Source organism: Rhodobacter capsulatus, from assembly GCF_003254295.1.
Classification (GTDB): domain Bacteria; phylum Pseudomonadota; class Alphaproteobacteria; order Rhodobacterales; family Rhodobacteraceae; genus Rhodobacter; species Rhodobacter capsulatus.
Genome location: NZ_QKZO01000009.1, coordinates 133,053 through 156,317 on the forward strand (window position 1 = coordinate 133,053; position 23,265 = coordinate 156,317).

At 65.7% G+C, this 23,265-nt stretch carries 22 protein-coding genes and 1 tRNA gene; 16 read left to right on the forward strand and 7 right to left on the reverse strand.

The window, feature by feature from the left end; genetic code table 11:
• Nucleotides 1-44 precede the first annotated feature (44 nt).
• The 4 genes from lspA to LY44_RS13860 all read right to left on the reverse strand — a co-directional run bounded on the left by lspA (nt 45) and on the right by LY44_RS13860 (nt 5,274).
• A complete protein-coding gene (gene lspA, locus LY44_RS13845; protein WP_055209116.1) occupies nt 45-521 on the reverse strand; it encodes a signal peptidase II in 477 nt (158 codons plus the stop codon).
• 6 nt (nt 522-527) lie between these two features.
• Nucleotides 528-2,114: a bifunctional phosphoribosylaminoimidazolecarboxamide formyltransferase/IMP cyclohydrolase gene (gene purH, locus LY44_RS13850; protein ID WP_055209117.1), complete on the reverse strand. Its 1,587-nt coding sequence runs from the start codon at nt 2,112-2,114 to the stop codon at nt 528-530.
• A 39-nt stretch (nt 2,115-2,153) separates the two neighbouring features.
• Nucleotides 2,154-3,914 carry a heparinase II/III family protein gene (locus tag LY44_RS13855; protein WP_055209118.1) on the reverse strand — a complete coding sequence of 587 codons (1,761 nt, stop codon included), beginning with the start codon at nt 3,912-3,914 and terminating at the stop codon, nt 2,154-2,156.
• A gap of 94 nt (nt 3,915-4,008) precedes the next feature.
• Nucleotides 4,009-5,274 carry an RsmB/NOP family class I SAM-dependent RNA methyltransferase gene (locus LY44_RS13860; protein WP_055209119.1) on the reverse strand — a complete coding sequence of 422 codons (1,266 nt, stop codon included), beginning with the start codon at nt 5,272-5,274 and terminating at the stop codon, nt 4,009-4,011.
• Nucleotides 5,275-5,352: 78 nt separating this feature from the next.
• Here LY44_RS13860 and LY44_RS13865 point away from each other — a divergent pair, with 78 nt between their 5' ends.
• A complete protein-coding gene (locus LY44_RS13865) occupies nt 5,353-5,532 on the forward strand; it encodes a DUF1674 domain-containing protein (RefSeq protein WP_055209120.1) in 180 nt (59 codons plus the stop codon).
• A gap of 92 nt (nt 5,533-5,624) precedes the next feature.
• Here the strand turns inward: LY44_RS13865 and dapB are convergent, their stop codons facing one another.
• Nucleotides 5,625-6,434 carry a 4-hydroxy-tetrahydrodipicolinate reductase gene (gene dapB / locus LY44_RS13870; protein ID WP_055209121.1) on the reverse strand — a complete coding sequence of 270 codons (810 nt, stop codon included), beginning with the start codon at nt 6,432-6,434 and terminating at the stop codon, nt 5,625-5,627.
• Nucleotides 6,435-6,540: 106 nt separating this feature from the next.
• On the opposite strand from dapB, the gene rbfA reads away from it, so the two are divergent.
• From rbfA to rpsO, 6 genes are all read left to right on the forward strand, one after another.
• The gene (gene rbfA / locus LY44_RS13875; RefSeq protein ID WP_055209122.1) at nt 6,541-6,975 is read left to right on the forward strand and encodes a 30S ribosome-binding factor RbfA; all 435 of its coding nucleotides are present in this window, start codon (nt 6,541-6,543) and stop codon (nt 6,973-6,975) included.
• Nucleotides 6,965-7,708, forward strand: a complete 744-nt coding sequence (locus tag LY44_RS13880; protein WP_111396039.1) for a phosphodiester glycosidase family protein — start codon at nt 6,965-6,967, stop codon at nt 7,706-7,708. Before rbfA ends, LY44_RS13880 begins: the two co-directional genes overlap by 11 nt.
• A 50-nt stretch (nt 7,709-7,758) precedes the next feature.
• On the forward strand, nt 7,759-8,670 hold the full coding sequence (gene truB / locus LY44_RS13885; protein ID WP_055209123.1) for a tRNA pseudouridine(55) synthase TruB: 912 nt from the start codon (nt 7,759-7,761) through the stop codon (nt 8,668-8,670).
• Nucleotides 8,667-9,185, forward strand: a complete 519-nt coding sequence (locus tag LY44_RS13890; protein WP_055209124.1) for a DUF1643 domain-containing protein — start codon at nt 8,667-8,669, stop codon at nt 9,183-9,185. The genes truB and LY44_RS13890 overlap by 4 nt, the downstream gene beginning before the upstream one ends.
• Before the next feature lie 128 nt (nt 9,186-9,313).
• A complete protein-coding gene (locus LY44_RS13895) occupies nt 9,314-10,393 on the forward strand; it encodes a calcium-binding protein (RefSeq protein WP_055209125.1) in 1,080 nt (359 codons plus the stop codon).
• Nucleotides 10,394-10,525: 132 nt separating this feature from the next.
• Nucleotides 10,526-10,795 carry a 30S ribosomal protein S15 gene (gene rpsO, locus LY44_RS13900; RefSeq protein ID WP_013066028.1) on the forward strand — a complete coding sequence of 90 codons (270 nt, stop codon included), beginning with the start codon at nt 10,526-10,528 and terminating at the stop codon, nt 10,793-10,795.
• A 155-nt stretch (nt 10,796-10,950) separates the two neighbouring features.
• Here the strand turns inward: rpsO and LY44_RS13905 are convergent, their stop codons facing one another.
• Nucleotides 10,951-12,387, reverse strand: a complete 1,437-nt coding sequence (locus LY44_RS13905; protein WP_055209126.1) for an aldehyde dehydrogenase family protein — start codon at nt 12,385-12,387, stop codon at nt 10,951-10,953.
• Between the two features lie 227 nt (nt 12,388-12,614).
• Between LY44_RS13905 and LY44_RS13910 the strand changes: the two genes are divergently transcribed.
• Nucleotides 12,615-12,833 (forward strand): hypothetical protein, encoded by a 219-nt coding sequence (locus LY44_RS13910; protein ID WP_055209127.1) that lies wholly within the window; start codon nt 12,615-12,617, stop codon nt 12,831-12,833.
• A 71-nt stretch (nt 12,834-12,904) separates the two neighbouring features.
• On the opposite strand, the gene pnp is transcribed toward LY44_RS13910, so the two are convergent.
• The gene (pnp, locus tag LY44_RS13915) at nt 12,905-15,058 is read right to left on the reverse strand and encodes a polyribonucleotide nucleotidyltransferase (RefSeq protein ID WP_055209128.1); all 2,154 of its coding nucleotides are present in this window, start codon (nt 15,056-15,058) and stop codon (nt 12,905-12,907) included.
• 274 nt (nt 15,059-15,332) lie between these two features.
• Between pnp and LY44_RS13920 the strand changes: the two genes are divergently transcribed.
• From LY44_RS13920 to rpoB, 8 genes are all read left to right on the forward strand, one after another.
• Nucleotides 15,333-15,408: transfer RNA gene (locus tag LY44_RS13920), tRNA-Trp, on the forward strand.
• Between the two features lie 131 nt (nt 15,409-15,539).
• Nucleotides 15,540-15,722 (forward strand): preprotein translocase subunit SecE, encoded by a 183-nt coding sequence (gene secE, locus LY44_RS13925; protein WP_081024549.1) that lies wholly within the window; start codon nt 15,540-15,542, stop codon nt 15,720-15,722.
• Between the two features lie 173 nt (nt 15,723-15,895).
• Entirely contained in the window at nt 15,896-16,435 is a 540-nt protein-coding gene (gene nusG, locus LY44_RS13930; RefSeq protein ID WP_055209130.1) for a transcription termination/antitermination protein NusG, read from the forward strand.
• 81 nt (nt 16,436-16,516) lie between these two features.
• A complete protein-coding gene (gene rplK, locus LY44_RS13935; protein WP_055209131.1) occupies nt 16,517-16,969 on the forward strand; it encodes a 50S ribosomal protein L11 in 453 nt (150 codons plus the stop codon).
• A gap of 3 nt (nt 16,970-16,972) precedes the next feature.
• A complete protein-coding gene (rplA, locus tag LY44_RS13940; protein ID WP_055209132.1) occupies nt 16,973-17,671 on the forward strand; it encodes a 50S ribosomal protein L1 in 699 nt (232 codons plus the stop codon).
• 222 nt (nt 17,672-17,893) lie between these two features.
• Complete coding sequence (gene rplJ / locus LY44_RS13945; protein WP_013066036.1) at nt 17,894-18,409, forward strand: 50S ribosomal protein L10; 516 nt, start codon at nt 17,894-17,896, stop codon at nt 18,407-18,409.
• A 68-nt stretch (nt 18,410-18,477) separates the two neighbouring features.
• Nucleotides 18,478-18,852, forward strand: coding sequence for a 50S ribosomal protein L7/L12 (rplL, locus tag LY44_RS13950; protein ID WP_055209133.1), 375 nt, complete (start codon nt 18,478-18,480; stop codon nt 18,850-18,852).
• Between the two features lie 235 nt (nt 18,853-19,087).
• A complete protein-coding gene (gene rpoB, locus LY44_RS13955; RefSeq protein ID WP_055209134.1) occupies nt 19,088-23,227 on the forward strand; it encodes a DNA-directed RNA polymerase subunit beta in 4,140 nt (1,379 codons plus the stop codon).
• Nucleotides 23,228-23,265: the final 38 nt, after the last annotated feature.

Sequence of the window (23,265 nt, forward strand, 5' to 3'; positions counted from 1 at the left end):
CCCGTCTTAGCCTATCACCGTCCGCACGTCACGTCCCAAAGGCGTCACGCCCGGCCGGACTTGCCCTCGCCGGTGAACAGCACCAGACCCGCCGCGCCAAGGAAGATCGCGATATCGGCGACGTTGAAGGAAAACGGGTTGTCCCAGAACGGCGTCGAGACATTGAGGAAATCGGCCACCGCGCCATAGGCGATGCGGTCGATCACATTGCCCAGCGCCCCGCCGATCAGCAGCCCCGCGGCGACCTGTCCGCGCAGCCCCTGCGGATGGCGGCTGACCCAGTGCCAGACCCAGGCCGAGATGGCGAGCGCCATCACGACCAGGGCCCAGCGGGTGATCTCGTCCTCGCCCGCGAACAGGCCGAAGTTGATGCCCCGGTTCCACGCCATGCGCAGGTTGAACCAGGGCGGCAGCACCGCCATCTGGCCGATCCGGTCGAGCCCGATCCATTGCACGACGATGAATTTCGTCACCTGATCCAGCAGCAGCACCGCCGCCGCAAACCGCGCCATCAGTCGCATGATGCCTCAGTGCCGGAAGTGGCGCATGCCGGTGAAGACCATGGCCAGACCGCGCTCGTTCGCGGCGTCGATCACGTCCTGATCGCGCATCGAACCGCCGGGCTGGATGATCGCCGTCGCGCCCGCCTCGGCCGCGGTGATCAGACCGTCGGCAAAGGGGAAGAAGGCGTCGGACGCCACCACCGAGCCCTTGGTCAGCGGCGCGGGCAGGCCCATCACCTCGGCCATGTCTTCCGCCTTGCGCGCGGCGATCCGGGTGCTGTCGACCCGGCTCATCTGCCCCGCGCCGACGCCCACCGTGGCGCCGTCACGCACATAGATGATCGCGTTCGACTTGACGTGTTTCGCGACCTTCCAGGCAAAGAGCAGGTCTTTCAGCTCCTGTTCGCTCGGCGCGCGTTCGGTGACGACCTTCAGATCGTCCATCGAGATCGCGCCATTGTCCTTGCCCTGCACCAGGAAGCCGCCCGCCACCTGCCGGAAGCTGGTGATCGGCGCTTTCGGGTCGGGCAGGGCGCCGGTGGTCAAAAGGCGCAGGTTCTTTTTCGCGGCAAAGATCGCCTTCGCCTCGTCGCTGGCCGCGGGGGCGATAACGACTTCGGTGAAGATCTTGCAGATCTCTTCCGCCGTCGCGGCGTCAAGGGTCTGGTTCAGCGCGATGATGCCGCCAAAGGCCGAGGTGCGGTCGCAGTCGAACGCCCTTGTATAGGCTTCGAGCATCGTCTTGCCGGTCGCCACACCGCAGGGGTTGGCGTGTTTGATGATCGCGCAGGCCGGGGCCTCGGTCGGGAATTCCGCCACCAGCTCAAAGGCCGCGTCGGTGTCGTTGATGTTGTTGTAGCTCAGTTCCTTGCCCTGATGCTGCTGGGCGGTGGCGACGCCCGGCCGGGCCGAGCCGTCCAGATAGAAGGCGGCCGACTGATGCGGGTTTTCGCCATAGCGCAGGGTCTGCGCCAGCGTCCCGGCAAAGGCGCGGCGGCGCGGGGCCGCTTCGCCGATCGCCTGCGCCATCCAGGTCGAGACGGCGGCATCATAGGCAGCGGTGCGGGCATAGGCGATCTGCGCCAGCCGCTGGCGGAAGGCGAAGGTGGTCTTGCCGTCGTTGGCATCCAGTTCCGCCAGAACGGCGGCGTAATCCTCGACATCGACCACGGTGGCGACGAAGGCATGGTTTTTCGAGGCGGCGCGGATCATCGCCGGGCCGCCGATGTCGATATTCTCGATGCAGTCGTCATAGGCGGCACCCTTGGCCACGGTGGCCTCGAACGGGTAAAGGTTGACGACGAGCAGATCGATCACCTCGATGCCATGGGTTTCCATCGCGGTCAGATGTTCGGCATTGTCGCGCAGCGCCAGAAGCCCGCCATGCACCTTCGGATGCAGGGTCTTCACGCGGCCATCCATCATCTCGGGGAAGCCGGTCACCTCGGCCACGTCGCGCACCGAAAGCCCGGCTTCGCGCAGCGTCTTGGCGGTGCCGCCGGTCGAGAGCAGCTCGACCCCGCGGGCGGCCAGCGCGCGGGCGAAATCGACTAGACCGGTCTTGTCGGACACCGAAAGCAGCGCACGGGTGAGCGGAACGGGATGGGTCACGGGACTTTCCTTCTGTGCAAGGGCCGTCGCGGCCCGTGGTCAGGGAGCGGGAACGGGCGGCCGGGGCTCGCCCTGATTGGCGCCGGGGGTATCCTGAGCCTTGGCCAAGGTCCAGCCGATTTGCTGGATCGGCGCCTGCAAACGGCCCGAAAGCACGATTTGTTGCGTGGCCCGCGGGCGCAGGCGGCCCTTTTCCAGATAGACCGAGGGATCAAGCGTCAGATCGACCGGGCCATCGAAGCGGAAAACCCAGATCTCGCCGGATTTGAGCGCCATCGACACCGCCCAGCCGCCCATGTCGAGCGTGGCGTCGACCTCGGGATGGATGTGGAAGCGAATCTGGAACGGGATGCCGCGCAGGGCATCGGCCTGAAACACGGTCTCGAACCGGGCCTTGTCGGCGCTGGTCATCGCGCCCAGCGTGTCCATCCCCCTCAGCGCGTTGCCATCGGAGGAAAGCTCCAGCTCGCGGATATGGGTCAGCCCGTGGGTGAGCAGATAGCCGTCATGACCGAAAAGCGCATGCCGGGCCGGGTCGGTCTCCGGCCGCATCCAGACTTCCGAGGGCGTTTCCTCAAGCCAGGTCCGCATCGCCGCGCCGGTGCGGCGGGCCGGACCAAGCCGCGACGAGGAATAGCCCTCGATCGCCAGCGTCGAATGGCTGGGCGTGGCGCGGCCGGCGCGGTGCCAGTCGGGGCCGAACATCGCCCCCGAGCCGCAGCTGACGATCAGGGGCCAGCGCCCCGAGGTGAGTTCAAAGGCCAGTGTCGAGGCATGGGCATTGGCCGAGGCGGCGCCCCGTGGCGGCGGCGCGGCATCGACGATCAGGCTGCTGCGCCCGGCATGAAGCCGCGCAAAGCCCATCGCCAGCCCGGCGCGCGCCACGGCGCGGGTGCCGGAGGCGTTCAGTGCGCTATCCAGCCGCCCCTCGGCGCCGCGGCCGCCGCCGTGAAACCGGGCGAGCCCGCCATCGGCATGGCGCAGCGTTCGCAGCGTCGGCGCGATCCGCGCGATCGCGGCCAGATGCGCGGGCAAAGGCGTGCGCCCTGCCGCGGTCATCGCATCGGCGGCCCACAGAAGCAGCGTCAGAACTTCCAGCAATTCCTCGGGGTTGCGGGTGGGAATGCCGCCCGCCGCGTCGATGTCCCCGGTGCATTCGGCGGCCAAGGCCTCGGCCGCGGCCCCGGCATGACGCTCCATCCCGGTCAGCGCAAGGCTGGCATAGATCAGCCCGGTCAGCGCCTCGACCCGCGGCAGGCCGGGGCTGGCCGAGCGCCAGCGCCGCGCCAGAAACAGCGTCTGCTGGCCAAGGGTGCGGAAGAAGGCCTGCGCCTCGGTCTTGTCGCGGCCGTTGAGCAGGAAAAGCGCGTGGGTGATCAGCCGGATCAGCCGCCGCCCGGTCAGATCCGGCGTCCAGCCCGGCCCCCGGGCCCGGCCATAGCGGGCGATCCAGTCGAAGACCCAGGCTTGCGCCCGTTCCCGCGCGGGCCGGTCGCCGACCGCGGCCAGATCGTCCAGCCAGGTGCAGCCCTGCAGCGCCTCCTCGAAGCTCGGGTCGGGGACGGGCAGATCCCAGATCGAACGGTCGGGCCCCTCGACCAGAAACCCGGCAAACAGGAAATTCCCGGCGATCATCTGCCGTCCGCGGGCAAAGGAGCCGATCGAGCGCGGCTCGGGCTGGCTGACGAAGCCGGTGGCGGGGCTGGCCGTGGTGGCGCGCAGCGCCGCCAGCCGGTCAAGCAGGCCCGTCAGCCGCCGCCGCGACCCGGCCCGCGCCGATTTGCCCTTGCCCGCCGTCATCCTGCCCGCCCTTGAATGTGAACCGTCATGCCTGGTGTCGCTTTTGGCGCAGAATAAAGTCCTGCCGGGGTCCTGTCATCGGGTGTTTCGCCGGTCAGCTGTCCCGCCGCAGCACGGCGATGAAGAAGCCGTCAAGCCCGCCGCAGTCGGGCCAGAGATCGGGGCGCAGGCGCAGGCAACCATTTTCCGTCCGCCAGTCCGGATCAAGGCCCGGGACGGTCGCGGGCAGGATCTGCAGCCCCGGATGGCGGGTCAGGGCGGCGGCGATCTGCGCCTCGCCCTCCTCGGGCAGAAGCGAGCAGGTGGCATAGACCAGGCGCCCGCCGGGTTTGAGCCAGCCCAGCGCCCGGTCGAGCAGCGCCGCCTGCAGCGCGATCAGGGTCTTGATGCCGCTTGCATCCTTGACGAAGGGCAGATCCGGGTGGCGGCGAATCGTGCCGGTGGCGGAACAGGGCGCATCGAGCAGGATCGCGTCGAAGGGGGCGTCGGGCGTCCAGTCCAGCGCATCGGCGACGACGGTCTCGGCCGTCATCCCGCAACGGGCGAGGTTTTCTTCCAGCCGGTCGAGACGCGGGGCGGAGACATCCAGCGCGGTGACCTTGGCGCCCGCGGCCAGCAGTTGCAGCGTCTTGCCGCCCGGCGCGGCGCAAAGGTCGAGCACATGCTCGCCCGGCTGGGCGTTCAGTACTTTCGCGGGCAGGGCGGCGGCGGCATCCTGCACCCACCAGTCGCCCGTCGCATAGCCCGGAAGTTCGGTGATCTGCCCGGCCTGCGCCAGCCGCAGCGTGCCGGTGGGCAGCAGCTCCGCGCCCAGTTTCCCGGCCCATCCTGCGGCGTCGGTCTTCACCGAAAGATCGGTGGGCGCGCCCGCCAGATGCGCGGCCTCCATCCGCATCACCGCGACCTTGCCGTAAGCCGACATCAGCCGTCCGCGCAGCCAGCCGGGCAGGGCGGGAGCATCGAGCCGCGCCCAGCGCTCGGTCTCGGTGGCGATCTTGCGCAGCACCGCATTGATCAGCCCGGCGAAGCCCTCGGTCTTTTGCCCGCCCGAGCGGGCGAGCGTGACAAGCGCATCGGTGACGCCATGGGGCGCCTCGCCCAATGCGCAGATCTCGACCGTGCCGAGGCGCAAAAGCACATGCAGATCGGGCGGCGGCGCCTTGCGCAGATGCGGCTTCAGCATCGCATCGGCGCGCGACAGGTTGCGCAGCGTGGCCAGCGCGATCCGCTGCGCCCGGGCGCGGTCGGAGGGCGCCAGCGCCGCCAGCTCGCCCGCCTGTTCGGCCAAGGTCAGCCGTTCCTGCAGCACGCCGGACAGAAGCGCCGCTGCCGCACGGCGGGCCGGATCGATCGAAGCCATGGCGCTTTCCCTTGCTTGTTCCCGTGGATGGGGCGGCCTATATCAGGCCCGACCCGAAACGCAAAGCCGGAGGCCTTGATGAGCGAAGATGCCCCGAAGGATCTGCCCCCCGCCGCGATCCGCGCGCTGGCCGAGGCCGAGGAACGGCGCAAGGCCGCCAAGGCCGCGGAATTGCCGAAGGAATTCGGCGGCCGCGACGGACCCGAGCCGGTGCGCTTTGGCGATTGGGAGAAGAAGGGCATCGCCATCGACTTCTGAGCCGCCTGTGCCCGACCGTGGCAGCGGGGGTTTCACACCCCCGCACCCCCGTGAGGTATTTCGAGCAAGATGAAATCAGGCGCGGAGTTGGGTCAGATCCCCAGCACGTCCAGCATGTCATATTGGCCGGGGGTCTTGTCCTGCCCCCAGAGTGCGGCCCGGAGCGCGCCGCGGGCGAAGATCGCGCGGTCGGTGGCGATGTGGCGCAGCACGATGCGCTCGCCCGCCGCGGCGAAGATCACGTCATGTTCCCCCACGATGTCGCCGCCGCGGATCGCCGAAAAGCCGATGGCGCCGTGTTTCCGGGCGCCGGTGAGGCCGTGACGGCCTGATTCGGTCATGCCGTCCAGGTCGATGCCACGTCCCTCGGCCGCGGCCTTGCCCAGCATCAGCGCCGTGCCCGAGGGCGCGTCGACCTTGCGGTTGTGATGCGCCTCGACCACTTCGATGTCCCAATCGGCATCCAGCGCCTGCGCCACGGTCTTCGCCAGTTTCGTTAGCAGGTTCACGCCAAGGCTCATGTTGCCCGCCCGGATCTGCACCGAATGGCGCGACGCGGGTTCCAGCGCCGCGATCTGTTCCTTTTCAAAACCCGTGGTGCCGATCACATGCACGGCGCGGGCCTGCGCGGCCAGCCGCGCAAATTCCAGCGTCGCCGCAGGGGCGGTGAAATCGATCACCGCCTGCGCCGTTGCAAAGGCTTCCAGCGGATCATCGGTGACGATCACGCCATTTTTTGCCCCGCCCAGAGCCTCGCCCAGATCGCGGCCGATCCAGTCATGGCCCGTGCGTTCGACCGCGCCGACAAGCCGCGCCTTGTCCGAGGCGGCGACGGTTGCCGCCAGCATCCGCCCCATGCGTCCCGAAATCCCCGTGATCACGATGCCCGGCAGGTCACTCATCTGTCTCTCCATGCGTTTCGCCCTTCCTAGCCCGCGCCCGCCCGCTTGGCAAAGCCCCGTTGCGGCCCCGGTTGCGGAATGGGCCCGAAAGCCCTATGTGCGGGGCATGGCAAAGAACCGTTTTTCCTCGGGCGATGGCCCCTCGCAACGTCAGCTTCGCGTCGGCGAACTGATCCGGCGCACCCTGTCCGACGTGCTCTTGCGCGGCGATGTGCATGACCCGGACCTCAACAAGATCTCGATCACCGTGGGCGAGGTGCGGACCTCGCCGGATCTGAAGGTGGCGACGGTCTATGTGGCGCCTTTGGGCGGCACGCTGGGGGGCGAGAGCGCCGAGGCGATGCTCGCTGCGCTGCGCCGCCATTCGGGCGAGCTGCGCCATCATGTGGCCAAGGCGATGACGCTGAAATACGCGCCCGATCTGCGGTTTCGCATGGACGAGACCTTTGACCGGCTCGATGAGACGCGACGGCTGTTTTCCGATGAAACCGTGCAACGCGACATCGCCGCCCGCGATGACGATGAAGGCGATGACGATTAAGCCGCTCTGGGCGCGGCTGTTCGCGGCGCTGGCGCTGGTGGTGCCGCGCCTCGCGCTGGCGGCCGATCCCTGTCATACCGTCACCTTCGAGGACATTCCCTTCACCGTCTGTCAGGCGCAGGCCGGGCAGGATGTGCGGCTGTGGCTGAAGAACGATCAGGGCCAGATCCTTGGCAATGCCGAGCGGGTCAAGGCCACGCTTGCCCCGGGCGAGCGGCTGGTCTTCGCGATGAACGCCGGGATGTATTCGCCAAGCCGCGATCCGGCCGGGCTTTACATCGAAAACGGCACCGAGCGGCAGCCGATCGTCACCCGCGAGGGGCCGGGGAATTTCGGCATGCTGCCGAATGGCGTCTTTTGCGTGACTGACCGTTTCGCGGTGATCGAAAGCCGCGCCTTTGCCGCGGCCCCGCCCGCCTGCCGCTTTGCCACGCAATCGGGGCCGATGCTGGTGATCGAGGGTGCGCTGCATCCGCGGTTCCTGCCCGACAGCACCTCGACCTATATCCGCAACGGCGTGGGCGTTTCGGCCGACGGGCAGACAGCCTGGTTCGTGATTTCCGACCGGCCTGTGACCTTCCACCGCTTCGCCCGCTTCTTCCGCGACAGCCTTGGGGCGCCGAATGCGCTTTATTTCGACGGCTCGATTTCGCGACTCTTCGTGCCCGCGCAGGGACGGGCCGATTTCGGCCTGCCGCTGGGGCCGATGGTCGGGCTTGTTGCCCGCGATTGACCCGCAGGCCGCAAGGCGCTAGCAGGCGGGCTTGCATCAGGGAGACGGTCATGGGTCGCAAGAAGGGTCGCGAGATTTCGGGCTGGGTTGTCGTCGACAAGCCCGCGGGGGTGACCTCGACCGCGGTTGTGGGCAAGGTGCGCTGGGCCTTCGACGCGAAAAAGGCGGGCCATGCGGGCACGCTCGATCCGGCGGCGACGGGCGTTCTGGCGGTGGCTTTGGGCGAGGCGACGAAGACCGTGCCCTTCATCACCGATGCGCTGAAATGCTACCGCTTTCAGGTTCGCTTCGGCGCCGCGACCGCGACCGACGATGCCGAGGGCGCAGTCGTCGCCCGCTCCGACAGCCGCCCGAGCGATGCCGAGATTGCGGCCGCGCTGGCCGCGTTCCGCGGCGACATCCTGCAGGTGCCGCCGCAATATTCCGCGGTCAAGGTCGAGGGCGAACGCGCCTATGATCTGGCCCGCGAGGGCGTCGACATGGATCTGGCCGCCCGTCCGCTCTGGGTCGAAAGCCTCGAGATGATTTCGCGGCCCGATGCCGATACGGTCGAGCTCGAGATGGTCTGCGGCAAGGGCGGCTATGTCCGCGCGATCGCCCGCGATCTGGGGCAAGCCCTGGGCTGCCTTGGCCACGTGCTCTGGCTGCGCCGGGTCTGGTCGGGCCCGTTCGAGGCCGACAAGGGCCTGAGCCTTGACGAGATCGACCGGATGGCGCGCACGCCCGAGCTGGACGCGCAGCTGCTGCCGCTGGAACTGGGGCTGCACGATCTGCCCGAGGTCAAGGCCACCGTCGAGGGCGCGGTGCGGCTGGGCCATGGCAACCCCGGGCAGGTGATCTGCTCGGGCATCGACTTCGGGACCGAGGTCTGGGTCAGCCATCACGGTCTGGCCATTGCCGTTGGCCGCTACATGGGCGGCGAGGTCCACCCCGACCGCGTCTTCAACCGGACCGGGGCATGATCACCCGGACCCATGTCAAGGGCGATGCCCCCTCGGTGGCGGTCTATTCCGACTGCGAGGCCTATCGCTATCTGCTGACGCGGGTCTGGGACGACGCCCTGCCGCGGGCGCTTTTCGTGATGCTCAACCCCTCGACCGCGACCGAGGTGCAGAACGATCCGACGGTCGAACGCTGCGAGCGCCGGGCGCGGGCCCTGGGCTTTGGCGCCTTCCGGGTGACGAACATCTTCGCCTTTCGCGCCACCGACCCGCGCGCGATGCGGGCCATGGCCGATCCGGTCGGGCCGGAAAACGATGCCGCGATCCGTGGCAGTCTGGATTGGGCGGGGGGCCCGGCGGACCGGATCGTCTGCGCCTGGGGCACGCATGGGGCACATCTGGGCCGCGGTGCCGCGGTCGAACGGCTGCTGCGCGAATCGGGGCGCGAGCTGCACCATCTGGGCCTGACCGCCGCCGGGGCGCCGAAACATCCGCTCTACATCGGCTATGCGCAGCCGTTGCAGCGCTGGGTCTGACGCTGCCTGGGCCCCGAAGCTTAACCATGCCCCGGGAAAACCACGCCGCGACCATGTTTTTGCCGAGTTTGCTTTTGTTCCGCGGCGCCGTTTCGGCTATGATGGGCCGGTGAAGGTGAGGGTGCGCCATGCTGTTCCTGTCAGGGTTTCTGGGTCTTTTGATGGCGGGGCTTGCCGCGGGTGTCGCGCCCACCGGGGAGGATGAGACCGAGACGGTCGACGACGACACCCGGGATCAGGCCGAAGCCGACACCGGCACGGAAGACGGCACCGAGGATGGCACGGGCACCGATGGCGGCACCGTCCCGGAAGATCCGCCGACCGATGACACCGAGACCACCCTTCCCGGCGACACCCCGACCGAGCCCGAGCCCGAGACCTCGCCCGAGGCGACCGACGGGCGCGACATCCTTTGGGGTGATCTGTTCGACGATCAGCTTGACGGTCTGGCGGGCGACGACCAGATCAACGGCTATGCGGGCGATGACACGGTCAGCGGCGGCGATGGCGATGACAGCCTTTGGGGCGCGGCGGGCGACGACAGCCTTGCGGGCGGGACCGGCGACGACAGTCTTGAGGGGGATTATGGCACCGACACGCTGACGGGCGGGGCGGGAGATGACACTTTGGCGGCGGGCTTCGGCGACGACAGCCTGAGCGGCGGCACCGGGGCGGATCTGCTTCTGGGCGGCGCGGGCGACGACCGCGTCGAGGGCGATGCGGGCGATGACAGCCTGTGCGGCAACGCCGGGGACGATACGTTGATCGGCGGCACCGGCACGGATGAGCTGAGCGGCGGAAATGGCGACGATCTGCTCATCGGGGTTGTTTCGGACGGTCAAAGCGGCAACAGTGATGCCGATGGCATGGATTTCCTCAACGGCGGTGTGGGGGCCGATACGCTTATGATAGGTGCGGGTGATTGGGCCTCGGGCGGTGAGGATGGCGATCTGTTCGCGCTGGGCGAGTGGATCGACCCCGAAACCCCCGCGACGATCACTGATTACGATTCAAGCGCCGATCAGATCGTGGTCGTCTATGACCCGGACAACGGTGTCGCCCCGGAGGTGACGCTGGAGCCCGCGACGACCGAGGGCAATGTCTGGATCACGCTGAACGGGGTGCATCTGGCCGAGGTGGTCGATGCGGGCGATCTGCGCCCCGAGGATGTGCTCTTGATCACCCCCGAGGAATTCGGCGCCGTCTGACCCGGGCTTTTGGCTTTCCTTTTCGGCGCTTTTCCGTTAAACGCCGCCATCCGCCGGATTCGGCGGAGACTCCACGGGCCCTGCTGGACGACATCCCGGCTTGCGCCATCACCCTTTGCACAGGAGACCCCGATGTCGATCACCGTCGAGACCAAGACCCGTCTGATGAAAGAATTTGCCACCAAGGAAGGCGACACCGGCTCGCCGGAAGTCCAGGTGGCGATCCTCAGCTCGCGCATCGCGACGCTGACCGAGCACTTCAAGGCCCACAAGAAAGACAACCATTCGCGTCGTGGCCTGCTGATGATGGTGGCCCAGCGCCGCAAGCTGCTCGACTATCTGAAGAAAAAGGACGTGGCCCGCTACCAGTCGCTGATCGAGCGTCTCGGCCTGCGCCGCTGATCCCTTTCGGGTTTCGGAAAATGGAACGCCTGCCCCCCGGGGCAGGCGTTTTGCTTTGGGTTTCGCCGGGGGCTGTTGCGCCGCCCGCGGGGGCGCTGCCCCCGCACCCCCGAGGTATTTGCGGCAAGATGAAAGGGGCTGATTTGGGGGGCGGGTCAGCCCGCCCAGCCCGAGATCGACTTCACCTCGCAGAATTCCTCGATGCCCCAGCGGCCGCCCTCGCGCGCGCGGCCCGAGGCGCGCACGCCGCCGAAAGGCGCCCCCGCGCCGCGGCTTTGGCCGTTCATCTCGACCATGCCCGAGCGCAGTTGCCGCGCCAGCCGGTTGCGCCGGGCGCCGTCTTGCGACTGCACATAGTTGGTCAGGCCATAGGGCGTGGCATTGGCGATGGCGATGGCCTCGGCCTCGGTGTCGAAGGGCATGATCGAGAGCACGGGGCCGAAGATTTCCTCGCGCATCACCGTCATTTCGGGCGTGACATCGGCAAAGACGGTCGGGCGGATGAAGAAGCCCTTGTTCAGCCCCTCGGGGCGGCCAAGGCCCCCGGCGACCAGACGGGCGCCTTCCTTGATCCCGGTTTCGATCAGCGACTGGATTTTCTCGAACTGCGCCGCGTTCACCACCGGGCCGATGTGGCGGCCGGGGTCCTGCGCCGGGGCGACCTTGATCGCGGCGGCGACCTCGGCGGCGATCTCCACGGCGCGGTCGTAAAGCGGGCGTTCGACCAGCATCCGCGTCGGCGCGTTGCAGCTTTGGCCGGAGTTGTTCATGCAATGCCGCACGCCGCGGGCGACGGCGTTTTCGTCGGCATCGGCGAAAACCAGGTTCGCCCCCTTGCCGCCGAGTTCCAGACAGACCCGTTTCAGCGTGCTGGCCGCGGCCTGTGTGATCGCCTTGCCCGCCCGGGTCGAGCCGGTGAAGGAGATCATTTCCACATCGGGATGGGTGGAGAGCTGCGTGCCGACGCCGAGCCCGTCACCGTTCACCAGGTTGAAGACGCCCGCGGGCACGCCCGCGGCATGGACGAATTCCGCAAACAGCAGCGAGGACAGCGGCGCCTCCTCGGAGGGTTTCAGCACCATCGTGCAACCGGCGATCAGCGCCGGGATGACTTTCAGCGTCACCTGGTTCATCGGCCAGTTCCACGGCGTGATCAGCCCGACGACGCCGACGGGTTCATAGGCGATCATCGCGCCGGGCGTGCCGTCGCCCAACGGATGCACCCATTTGAAGTCCTTGGCGGCCCTGATGAAATTCGAGATGTGCCAGATCCCGGCGCCGACCTGATTTTCGCGGGCAAAGTCGATCGGTGCGCCCATCTCGAGGCTCATCGCCTGCGCCATCTCCTCGGCCCGGGCCTGATAGATCGTGAGGATCCGCTCGACCGCGGCCAGACGCTCGGCGGGCGGCGTGGCGGCCCAGCCCGGCCCCGCACGCAGGGCGGCGGCGACGGCGGCCTCGGTATCGGCCCGGTCGCCAAGCGAGATCACCGCGCAGGGCTCCTCGGTTGAGGGGTCGATCACGGCATGGTCGCGCGGCAGATGCGGGCCGACCCATGTCCCGTCGATGTAGAAGTGGCGTTTCTCGATCATGGCAGTCTCCCTTGTCCGGCGCAGCGTGACAGGGGGAAAGCCTTGTGGCAAGCCACCCGCCGGAAAATTTGATCAAATTATCCCCGCGGAAGTGGTAACCAAATCTTACCAGTCATGCGGTTTCGGCATCGCGGCCTTGTCCAATCCCCGGATTGTGCAAATGCAGCATCAGGCGCAGGTTATCGGCAACGGCGGGATGGTCCTGCCGGAGACCGAAAGACGAAAAGATGCCCCTCGCTTCCACGCTGTCCCAGCCCCGCCCCGTCGCCCTGCTTGATGTCCTTGTCCGTGCCGTCGCGCAGCTGCGCGAGGCCCATGCGCAACGCCGCGCCTATGTCGCGCTGCTGGCGGAATTCGACCGCATGACCGATGCCGACTGGTTCGACCTTGGCCTGTCGCGTCACAATGCCCGCGATCTGGCCCGCCATACCGTCTACGGGCGTTAAGCCCCCGGCCAAGGGGCCGCAAAGCAAAAGCCCCCGCGGTTGCGGGGGCTTTGCCGTTTCTTGCGCTGCGATCAGCCCTCGGGCTGCTCGTCTTTCGATTTCGCTTCCGGCGGCAGTTCCGCGCCGGTGTCCTGATCGACCATCTTCATGCCGAGGCGCACCTTGCCGCGATCGTCGAAGCCGAGCAGCTTGACCCAGACTTCCTGACCTTCCTTCAGCGCCTCGTTCGGGTGGTTCAGACGCTTGCCCGCGATCTGGCTGACATGCACCAGACCGTCGCGCTTGCCGAAGAAGTTCACGAAGGCGCCGAAATCGACCAGCTTCACCACCTTGCCGCGGTACACCTTGCCCTCTTCCGGCTCGGCCACGATCGAATAGATCATGTCATAGGCCTTCTTGATAGCATCGGCATTGGCCGAGGCGATCTTGATCACGCCGTCGTCGTTGATGTCGACCTTGGCGCCCGAGACCTCGACGATCTCGCGGATCACCTTGCCGCCCGAGCCGATCACTTCGCGGATCTTGTCGGTCGGGATGGTCATCGTCTCGATCCGCGGCGCATGGGCCGAGAATTCCTGACGACCGGCCGAGAGCGCTTTCGACATTTCGCCCAGGATGTGCATCCGGCCGTCTTTCGCCTGCGCCAGCGCCTGTTCCATGATCGCCGGCGTGATGCCCGCGACCTTGATGTCCATCTGCAGCGAGGTGATGCCGCTTTCGGTCCCCGCCACCTTGAAGTCCATGTCGCCCAGGTGGTCTTCGTCCCCCAGGATGTCGGTCAGAACCGCCCAGCGGCCGTCGCTTTCCAGGATCAGACCCATGGCCACACCGGCCACCGGGGCTTTCAGCGGCACACCGGCGTCCATCATCGACAGCGAACCGCCGCAGACCGACGCCATCGAGGACGAGCCGTTCGATTCGGTGATCTCGGAAACGACGCGGATCGTGTAGGGGAAGTCGGTCGCCGCGGGCAGAACCGCCTGCAGCGCGCGCCAGGCCAGCTTGCCGTGGCCGATCTCGCGACGGCCCGGGCTGCCGACGCGGCCCACTTCGCCGACCGAATAGGGCGGGAAGTTGTAGTGCAGAAGGAAGTTCGAGCGGGTGTTGCCGTTCAGCGCGTCGATGATCTGTTCGTCATCGCCGGTGCCAAGCGTGGTGACGACCAGACCCTGCGTCTCGCCGCGGGTGAACAGCGCCGAACCGTGGGTGCGCGGCAGGATGCCGACTTCCGCCACGATCGGGCGGACGGTCTTGTTGTCGCGGCCGTCGATGCGGGCGCCACCGTTGATGATGTCACCGCGCAGGATGCCCGATTCCAGCGCCTTGATCGCCGAGCCGAGGTTGATGTCGGCCAGATCTTCTTCCGACAGCTTCGACTTGATCAGATCGACCGTCGCCGAAATCGCGTTCGAGCGTTCCTGCTTGTCGCGGAGCGCGAAAGCGGCGCGCATCTCGGTCTCGCCCGCGGCTTTCACCCGGTCGAGCAGCGCCGAGTAATCCGGCGCGTCGAAATGGAAGGGCTCTTTCGCGGCATCTTCGGCCAGCGAAATGATCAGGTCGATCACCGGCTGCATCTGTTCATGGCCGAACTTGACCGCGCCGAGCATCTCGTCCTCGGTCAGCTCATAGGCTTCGGATTCGACCATCATCACGGCGTCTTTCGTGCCCGCGATGACCAGATCCAGACGCTGCTCGGGATTGTCGCGCAGCTTGGTCATGTCGTCCATGGCCGGGTTCAGCACATAGGCGCCATGGGCAAAGCCCACGCGCGCGGCGCCGATCGGGCCCATGAAAGGCACGCCCGAGATCGTCAGCGCGGCCGAGGCGGCGATCATCGCGACGATGTCGGGATCATTCACCAGATCGCAGGAGAGCACGGTGGCCATCACCAGCACTTCGTTCTTGAAGCCCGGGACGAAGAGCGGACGGCAGGGACGGTCGATCAGACGCGAGACCAGCGTTTCCTTTTCCGAAGGACGGGCTTCACGTTTGAAGAAACCGCCGGGGATCTTGCCGGCGGCGTAGTATTTTTCCTGGTAATGCACGGTCAGCGGGAAGAAATCCTGCCCCGGCTTCGCTTCCTTGGCGAAGGTGACGTTGGCCATGACCGAGGTCTCGCCCAGAGTGGCGATCACCGAACCATCGGCCTGACGGGCAACCTTGCCCGTTTCCAGCGTCAGCGTCTCACCGCCCCACTGGATCGATTTTTTCGTAATGTTGAACATCAGCGTATCCTGTCTGGGAGCACGCATGGGACCTTCCCATGTCTCCCGGCATATGGCGGCCCCATTGCCGCCGCCCCCCAATCCTTCGCATGCGCCCGGGGGGTTGGGCTCACGTCGCAGATTGTGCGCGCATACAGGAAAATCGCGCTTTTGGGAAGCGGGAGTTGCGGCGGCGCCCGCGGGGCTGCGGCGAATTGGTGCGCGGGAACCCTGCACAGATCGCCGTCACCCGCTTGACGGCCCCGCACAAGATATGTAGTGACGCGGCAGGCACAGGAGTTTAGCTCAGTTGGTAGAGCATCGGTCTCCAAAACCGAGGGTCGTGGGTTCGAGTCCCCCAACTCCTGCCATCCTTCACTTGCTGAAATCGGATCACGCCGCAGGCTGCGGTCCTGTTTCGGTGTCGGGCAGATCCGCGCATCGCGCTTGAATTCTGCCGCATCTGCGCGTATCCCGGCGCCGTCGCATGAGAGGAAGCAGCATGGCAAACCCGATCCAGTTCCTGAGCCAGGTGCGCTCGGAAGTTGGCAAGATCACCTGGCCGACCCGGCGCGAGGTCGTTTTGACCACCATCATGGTGCTGACCATGGCGATGGTGGCGGCGATCTTCTTTTCCCTCGTGGATTGGGTGATCAACCTCGGGATCAAGGCAATGTTCATCTGAGGCCATCGAAGCCCTTGAAATACGGGGCGGGCAAGGCTAAACGGGCACGACACTCAAGAACCGGCGTGCATCGATTCGAATGATGCGCGCCGTTCTTTGTTGACAGGGCAGCGGCAAGACCGTTGCACAGAGAAAATTTCGGCGCTCGCCGCCGGGGGGAAAGAGGCAGGTTGATGGCGAAGCGGTGGTATTCGGTTTCCGTTCTCTCGAACTTCGAGAAGAAGGTCGCCGAGCAGATCAAACAGGCCGTGATCGACAAGGGCCTTGGGGGCGAGATCGAGGAAGTTCTGGTTCCCACCGAAGAAGTGATCGAAATCCGCCGCGGCAAGAAGGTCACGTCGGAGCGTCGCTTCATGCCCGGCTATGTGCTGGTGCGCATGGACATGACCGATCGCGGCTATCACGCGATCACCTCGATCAACCGCGTCACCGGCTTCCTGGGTCCGCAGGGCAAGCCGACGCCGATGCGCGACAGCGAGGTCAACACGATCCTGAACCGTCAGGGCCCGACCGGCGAAGTCGTCGCGCCGCGCAACCTGATTCGCTTCGAGATCGGCGAGAATGTGTCCGTGACCGACGGCCCGTTCGAGGGCTTCTCGGGCATGGTCGAGGAAGTGGACGACGCCGCGGGCCGCCTCAAGGTCACGGTGTCGATCTTTGGCCGGCCGACGCCGGTCGAGCTGGAATTCACCCAGGTGTCGAAAACCGCCTGAGGGAATGCGTGGGAGGCGGGTGACCGCCTGACCACTAAACTTCGCCTCATGGTGGGGCGGCAGTGAAAAGGAGAGGGCCACATGGCCAAGAAAGTCATCGGGCAGCTGAAGCTGCAAGTGAAGGCGGGGAAAGCCACTCCCTCCCCGCCGATCGGTCCGGCGCTGGGTCAGCGCGGGATCAACATCATGGAATTCTGCAAGGCGTTCAACGCCCGCACGCAGGAGCTGGAGCCGGAATCGCCGGTTCCCTGCATCATCACCTACTATGCCGACAAGAGCTTCACCTTTGAAACGAAGACCGCTCCGGCCTCGTTCATGCTGAAGAAGGCCGCTGGCCTGAAGCCGGTGGGCAAGCGCAACCGTCCGAAGGGCTCGGTCAAGCCGGGCCATGTCGTGGCGGGCACCGTGACCGCCGCGCAAGTCAAGGCGATCGCCGAAGCCAAGATGAAAGACCTGAACGCCAACGACATTCAGGGCGCCATCAACATCATCCTCGGCTCGGCGAAGTCGGTCGGTATCGAGGTTAAGGGGTAAGCCATGGCCAAGATCGGTAAACGTTCGGCCGCTGCGCGGACCGCTTTCGAAGGCAAGGCCAACCTTTCGGTTGAAGATGCCGTCAAGCTGATCAAGTCGGCGGCCTCGGCCAAGTTCGACGAAACGCTTGAAATCGCGATGAACCTGGGCGTCGACCCGCGTCACGCCGACCAAATGGTCCGCGGCGTGGTGCAGCTGCCGCACGGCACGGGCAAGACCGTCCGCGTCGCCGTTTTCGCGCGCGGCGCCAAGGCTGACGAGGCGAAGGCCGCCGGGGCCGACATCGTCGGTGCCGAAGACCTGATGGAAACCATCCAGCAGGGCAAGATCGAGTTCGATCGCTGCATCGCCACCCCGGACATGATGCCGCTCGTCGGCCGTCTGGGCAAGATCCTCGGGCCGCGCAACCTGATGCCGAACCCGAAGGTCGGCACCGTGACGATGGACGTGAAAACGGCGATCGAAGCGGCCAAGGGCGGCGAAGTGCAGTTCAAGGTCGAAAAGGCCGGCGTGATCCACGGCGGCATCGGCAAGGTCTCGTTCGGCGAAGACAAGCTGGCGGACAACGTCCGTGCCTTTGTCGACGCGGTGTCGAAAGCCAAACCGGCGGGCGCCAAGGGCACCTATCTGAAAAAGGTGTCGCTGTCCTCGACCATGGGCCCGGGCGTGACGGTCGATCTGACCTCGGCCGCGGCCCGCTGAGAATTTGCCGGGAAACCGGCGAATGACGGGGCTTGCAAAGGCCCCGTCCTGTCCGAGACGGAGGGTGGGGGTTTCCCCCGTAAGTCCTTCCCGAGATGGGGAACGAGAATTTCCGGGGCTGCTGCCTCGGGCGATCTCTCGGGAACCGATCGGACCCGACCTGCGGGCATGTGCCCGTAGGAAACAGAGCCGGGGGGAAACCCCCACACTTGGAGTGTAACCGTGGATAGAGCCCAAAAAGAGAAAGTGGTCGAGGAACTCGGCCAGATCTTCGAAAGCTCTGGCGTCGTGGTGGTTGCCCGCTACGAAGGCATGACGGTTGCTCAGATGCAGGACCTGCGCGCGAAAATGCGTGACGTGGGTGGGTCCGTGCGCGTTGCCAAGAACACGCTCGCCAAGATCGCCCTGGAAGGCAAGCCCTGCGAGAGCATGGCCAAACTTCTGACGGGGATGACCGTTCTTGCCTATTCCGAGGACCCGGTGGCTGCGGCCAAGGTCGCGGAAGCCTATGCCAAGACGAACGACAAGTTCGACATTCTTGGCGGGGCCATGGGCAAGGACGCTCTGGACAAGGCCGGTGTCAAAGCCGTCGCCGCCATGCCGTCGCGCGAAGAGCTCATCGCTCAAATCGCGTCGTGCATCGGGGCGCCTGCTTCGAACATCGCCGGTGCCATTGGCGCGCCTGCTTCCAACATCGCGGGCATCCTCAAGACGCTTGAGGAGCGGGAAGCCGCCTGACGCAACATCTTGCCTTCGTCGGGACAACTCGACGTCGGATCAACCCTATATCAGAATGGAACGGAAAAATGGCCGATCTTAAAGCCCTTGCCGAGCAAATCGTCAACCTGACGCTGCTGCAGGCCCAAGAACTGAAAACCATCCTCAAGGACGAGTATGGCATCGAACCGGCCGCCGGTGGCGCCGTGATGATGGCTGGCCCGGCTGCTGCCGCGGCTCCGGCCGAAGAAGAAAAAACCGAATTCGACGTCGTGCTCGTCGATGCCGGTGCGAACAAGATCAACGTGATCAAAGAAGTCCGCGCCATCACCGGCCTGGGCCTCAAAGAAGCGAAAGATCTCGTCGAAGCTGGTGGCAAGGTGAAAGAAGCCGCTGCCAAAGGCGAAGCCGAAGAGATCAAGAAAAAGCTCGAGGCGGCTGGCGCCAAGGTCGAGCTCAAGTAATCGGTGCGGATGCCTTCGCATCCGATCTGATTTTCAGGCTGGGTTCGGGGTTTCCCCGAGCCCAGCCGTACCTGTCTCGGCAAGGGGTTTTGCGAAACCCTTTCCCAAGGCAGGGTCGGTTCGGGAGCCTTCCGGTGGGACGGAAGGCAGGTATGGAACCGCCCCCCATTCGCAAGCGGCGTGCATCGGGCCCCGACGATGCACACCCGCGAAGAGACGAAAGGTCACGACGAGCATGGCTCAAGCTTACGTTGGTCAGAAGCGTATCCGCCGCTACTACGGCAAAATCCGCGAAGTTCTGGAAATGCCGAACCTCATCGAGGTTCAGAAGGCCTCCTACGACCTGTTCCTGCGCTCGGGCGACGCCGATCAGCCGCTCGACGGCGAGGGCATCAAGGGCGTGTTCCAGTCGGTCTTCCCGATCAAGGACTTCAATGACAACGCGATCCTCGAATTCGTGAAATACGAGCTCGAAAAGCCGAAATATGACGTCGACGAATGCATGAGCCGCGACCTGACCTATTCGGCGCCGCTCAAGGTGACGCTGCGTCTGATCGTGTTCGATGTCGATGAAACCACCGGGGCGCGGTCGGTCAAGGACATCAAGGAACAGGACGTCTACATGGGCGACATGCCCCTGATGACGCCGAACGGCACCTTCATCGTCAACGGCACCGAACGCGTGATCGTCTCGCAGATGCACCGCTCGCCGGGTGTGTTCTTCGACCATGACCGCGGCAAGACCCACTCCTCGGGCAAGCTGCTGTTCGCCTGCCGGATCATTCCCTATCGCGGCAGCTGGCTCGATTTCGAATTCGACGCCAAGGATCTGGTCTTCGCGCGCATCGACCGTCGCCGCAAACTGCCGGTGACGACGCTGCTTTATGCGCTCGGCCTCGATCAGGAAGGCATCATGGATGCCTATTACAACACCGTCACCTTCCGCGCCGAGGGCAAACGCGGCTGGGTGTCGAAGTTCTTCCCCGAGCGCGCGCGCGGCACCCGTCCGACCTATGACATGATCGACGCCGGCACCGGCGAAGTGATCCTGAAGGCGGGCGAAAAGGTCACGCCGCGGATGGTGAAGAAATGGCTTGATGAAGCCAAGGTGACCGAGCTGCTTCTGCCGTTCGACCACATCCTGGGCCGCTACTGCGCCAAGGACATCATCAACGAGCGCACCGGCTACATCTACATCGAAGCGGGCGACGAGCTGACGGCGGAATACGACCGTGACGGCCAGCTGGTCGGTGGCTCGGTGAAGACGCTTCTGGACAACGGCATCACCGAGATCCCCTGCCTCGACATCGACAACATCAACGTCGGCCCCTACATCCGCAACACGATGGCGGCGGACAAGAACATGGGCCGCGACGGCGCGCTGATGGACATCTACCGCGTCATGCGTCCGGGGGAACCGCCGACCGTCGAAGCCGCAAGCTCGATGTTCGACACGCTGTTCTTCGATTCGGAACGCTATGACCTCTCGGCCGTGGGCCGGGTGAAAATGAACATGCGTCTGGATCTGGATGCGCCGGACACCCAGCGCACCCTGCGCCGCGCCGACATCATCGCCTGCATCAAGGGCCTCGTTGAACTGCGCGACGGCAAGGGCGAGATCGACGACATCGACCACCTCGGCAACCGTCGCGTGCGGTCCGTCGGCGAGCTGATGGAAAACCAGTATCGCGTCGGTCTGCTGCGCATGGAACGCGCGATCAAGGAACGCATGTCCTCGGTCGAGATCGACACGGTGATGCCGCAAGATCTGATCAACGCGAAACCGGCCGCGGCCGCGGTGCGCGAATTCTTCGGCTCCTCGCAGCTGTCGCAGTTCATGGACCAGACCAACCCGCTTTCCGAAGTCACGCACAAGCGTCGTCTTTCGGCGCTCGGGCCGGGCGGTCTGACCCGCGAACGCGCCGGCTTCGAGGTGCGCGACGTTCACCCGACCCACTATGGCCGGATGTGCCCGATCGAGACGCCCGAAGGTCAGAACATCGGTCTGATCAACTCGCTGGCGACCTTCGCCCGGGTGAACAAATACGGCTTCATCGAGACCCCCTATCGCAAAGTGCACGATGGGCAGGTGACCGACGAAGTCATCTACATGTCGGCCACCGAGGAAATGCGCCACACCATCGCGCAGGCGAACGCCGAACTCGACGAGAACGGCAAGTTCGTCAACGATCTGGTTTCGACCCGGCAATCGGGCGAATTCATGCTCAACCCGGTCGAGGCGGTGGATCTGATCGACGTGTCGCCGAAACAGCTGGTTTCGGTCGCCGCGGCGCTGATCCCCTTCCTTGAAAACGACGACGCCAACCGCGCCCTGATGGGCTCGAACATGCAACGTCAGGCGGTTCCGCTGCTGCGCAACGAGGCGCCGTTTGTCGGTACCGGCATGGAAGCGACGGTGGCGCGCGATTCGGGCGCCGCGATCATGGCCCGCCGCGGCGGTGTCGTGGATCAGGTCGATGCGTCGCGGATCGTTATCCGCGCCAATGAAGACATCGGCATGGGTGACGCGGGCGTCGATATCTATCGGCTGCGCAAGTTCAAACGCTCGAACCAGTCCTCGACGATCAACCAGCGTCCGATCGTCAAGGTGGGCGACGTGGTGTCGAAGGGGCAGGTGGTTGCCGACGGTCCCTCGACCGATCAGGGCGAACTGGCGCTGGGGCGCAACGTCGTCGTCGCCTTCATGCCCTGGAACGGCTACAACTACGAAGACTCCATCCTGATTTCGGAACGCATCCACCGCGATGACGTGTTCACCTCGATCCATATCGAGGAATACGAAGTGGCGGCGCGCGACACGAAACTCGGGCCGGAAGAGATCACCCGCGACATCCCGAACGTCGGCGAGGAGGCGCTGCGCAACCTCGACGAGGCGGGCATCGTTTATATCGGCGCCGAAGTCGGCCCGGGCGATATCCTCGTGGGCAAGATCACGCCGAAGGGCGAAAGCCCGATGACGCCGGAAGAAAAGCTTCTGCGCGCCATCTTCGGCGAAAAGGCGTCTGACGTGCGCGACACCTCGCTGCGTCTGCCGCCGGGCGCCTATGGCACGATCGTCGAAGTTCGCGTCTTCAACCGTCACGGGGTCGACAAGGACGAACGCGCGCTGCAGATCGAGCGGGAGGAAATCGAACGTCTCGCCCGCGACCGCGACGACGAGATGGCGATTTTGGAACGCAACATCTATGCGCGTCTGAAAACGCTGATCCTGGGCAAGGTGACGGTCAAGGGGCCGAAGAACACCTCGATCAAGGCCGGGTCGGAAATCACCGAAGAGCTGCTCGCCTCGCTGTCGCGTGGCCAGTGGTGGCAGCTGGCGCTGGAAAACGAGGCCGATGCGAAGGAAGTGGAAGCGCTGAACGACCAGTTCGACGCGCAGAAACGCGCCCTGGAACATCGCTTCGATGACAAGGTGGAGAAAGTCCGTCAGGGCGACGATCTGCCCCCCGGCGTGATGAAGATGGTCAAGGTCTTCGTCGCGGTGAAGCGCAAGCTGCAAGCGGGCGACAAGATGGCCGGTCGTCACGGCAACAAGGGCGTGGTGTCGAAGGTCGTTCCGATCGAAGACATGCCGTTCCTGGCCGATGGCACCCCGGTCGACCTCGTTCTGAACCCGCTCGGCGTGCCGTCGCGGATGAACGTCGGGCAGATCCTGGAAACCCACATGGGTTGGGCCAGCCGTGGTCTGGGCATCCGGATCGACGAGGCGCTGAAAGCCTATCGTCGCAACGGCGACCTGACCCCGGTGCGCGAGGAAATGCGCCACGGCTATGGCGACGAGACCTACGAGGACGTCTTTGCCGAGATGGAGAACGACCGGTTTGTCGAATGCGCCGAGCATGTGCGCGGCGGCGTTCCGATCGCCACCCCGGTCTTTGACGGCGCCAAGGAAGCCGACGTGAACGATGCGCTGATGCGCGCGGGCTTCAACAAGTCGGGCCAATCGATCGTCTTCGACGGCCGCACCGGCGAGCAATTCGCCCGTCCGGTCACCGTGGGCGTGAAATACTTCCTCAAGCTGCACCACCTTGTCGACGACAAGATGCACGCGCGTTCGACCGGGCCGTATTCGCTTGTTACCCAGCAACCGCTGGGCGGCAAGGCGCAGTTCGGTGGTCAGCGTCTTGGGGAGATGGAGGTCTGGGCTCTGGAAGCTTACGGCGCCGCCTACACCCTGCAGGAGATGCTGACGGTGAAGTCGGACGACGTCGCGGGCCGGACCAAGGTCTACGAGAGCATCGTCAAGGGCGAGGACAACTTCGAGGCCGGCGTGCCGGAATCGTTCAACGTGCTCGTCAAGGAAGTTCGGGGCCTCGGCCTCAACATGGAACTCCTGGATTCGGAGGAAGAGTGAGCGCCCGAGCGCTCACCACCCCCCTCTGACCTCAATCA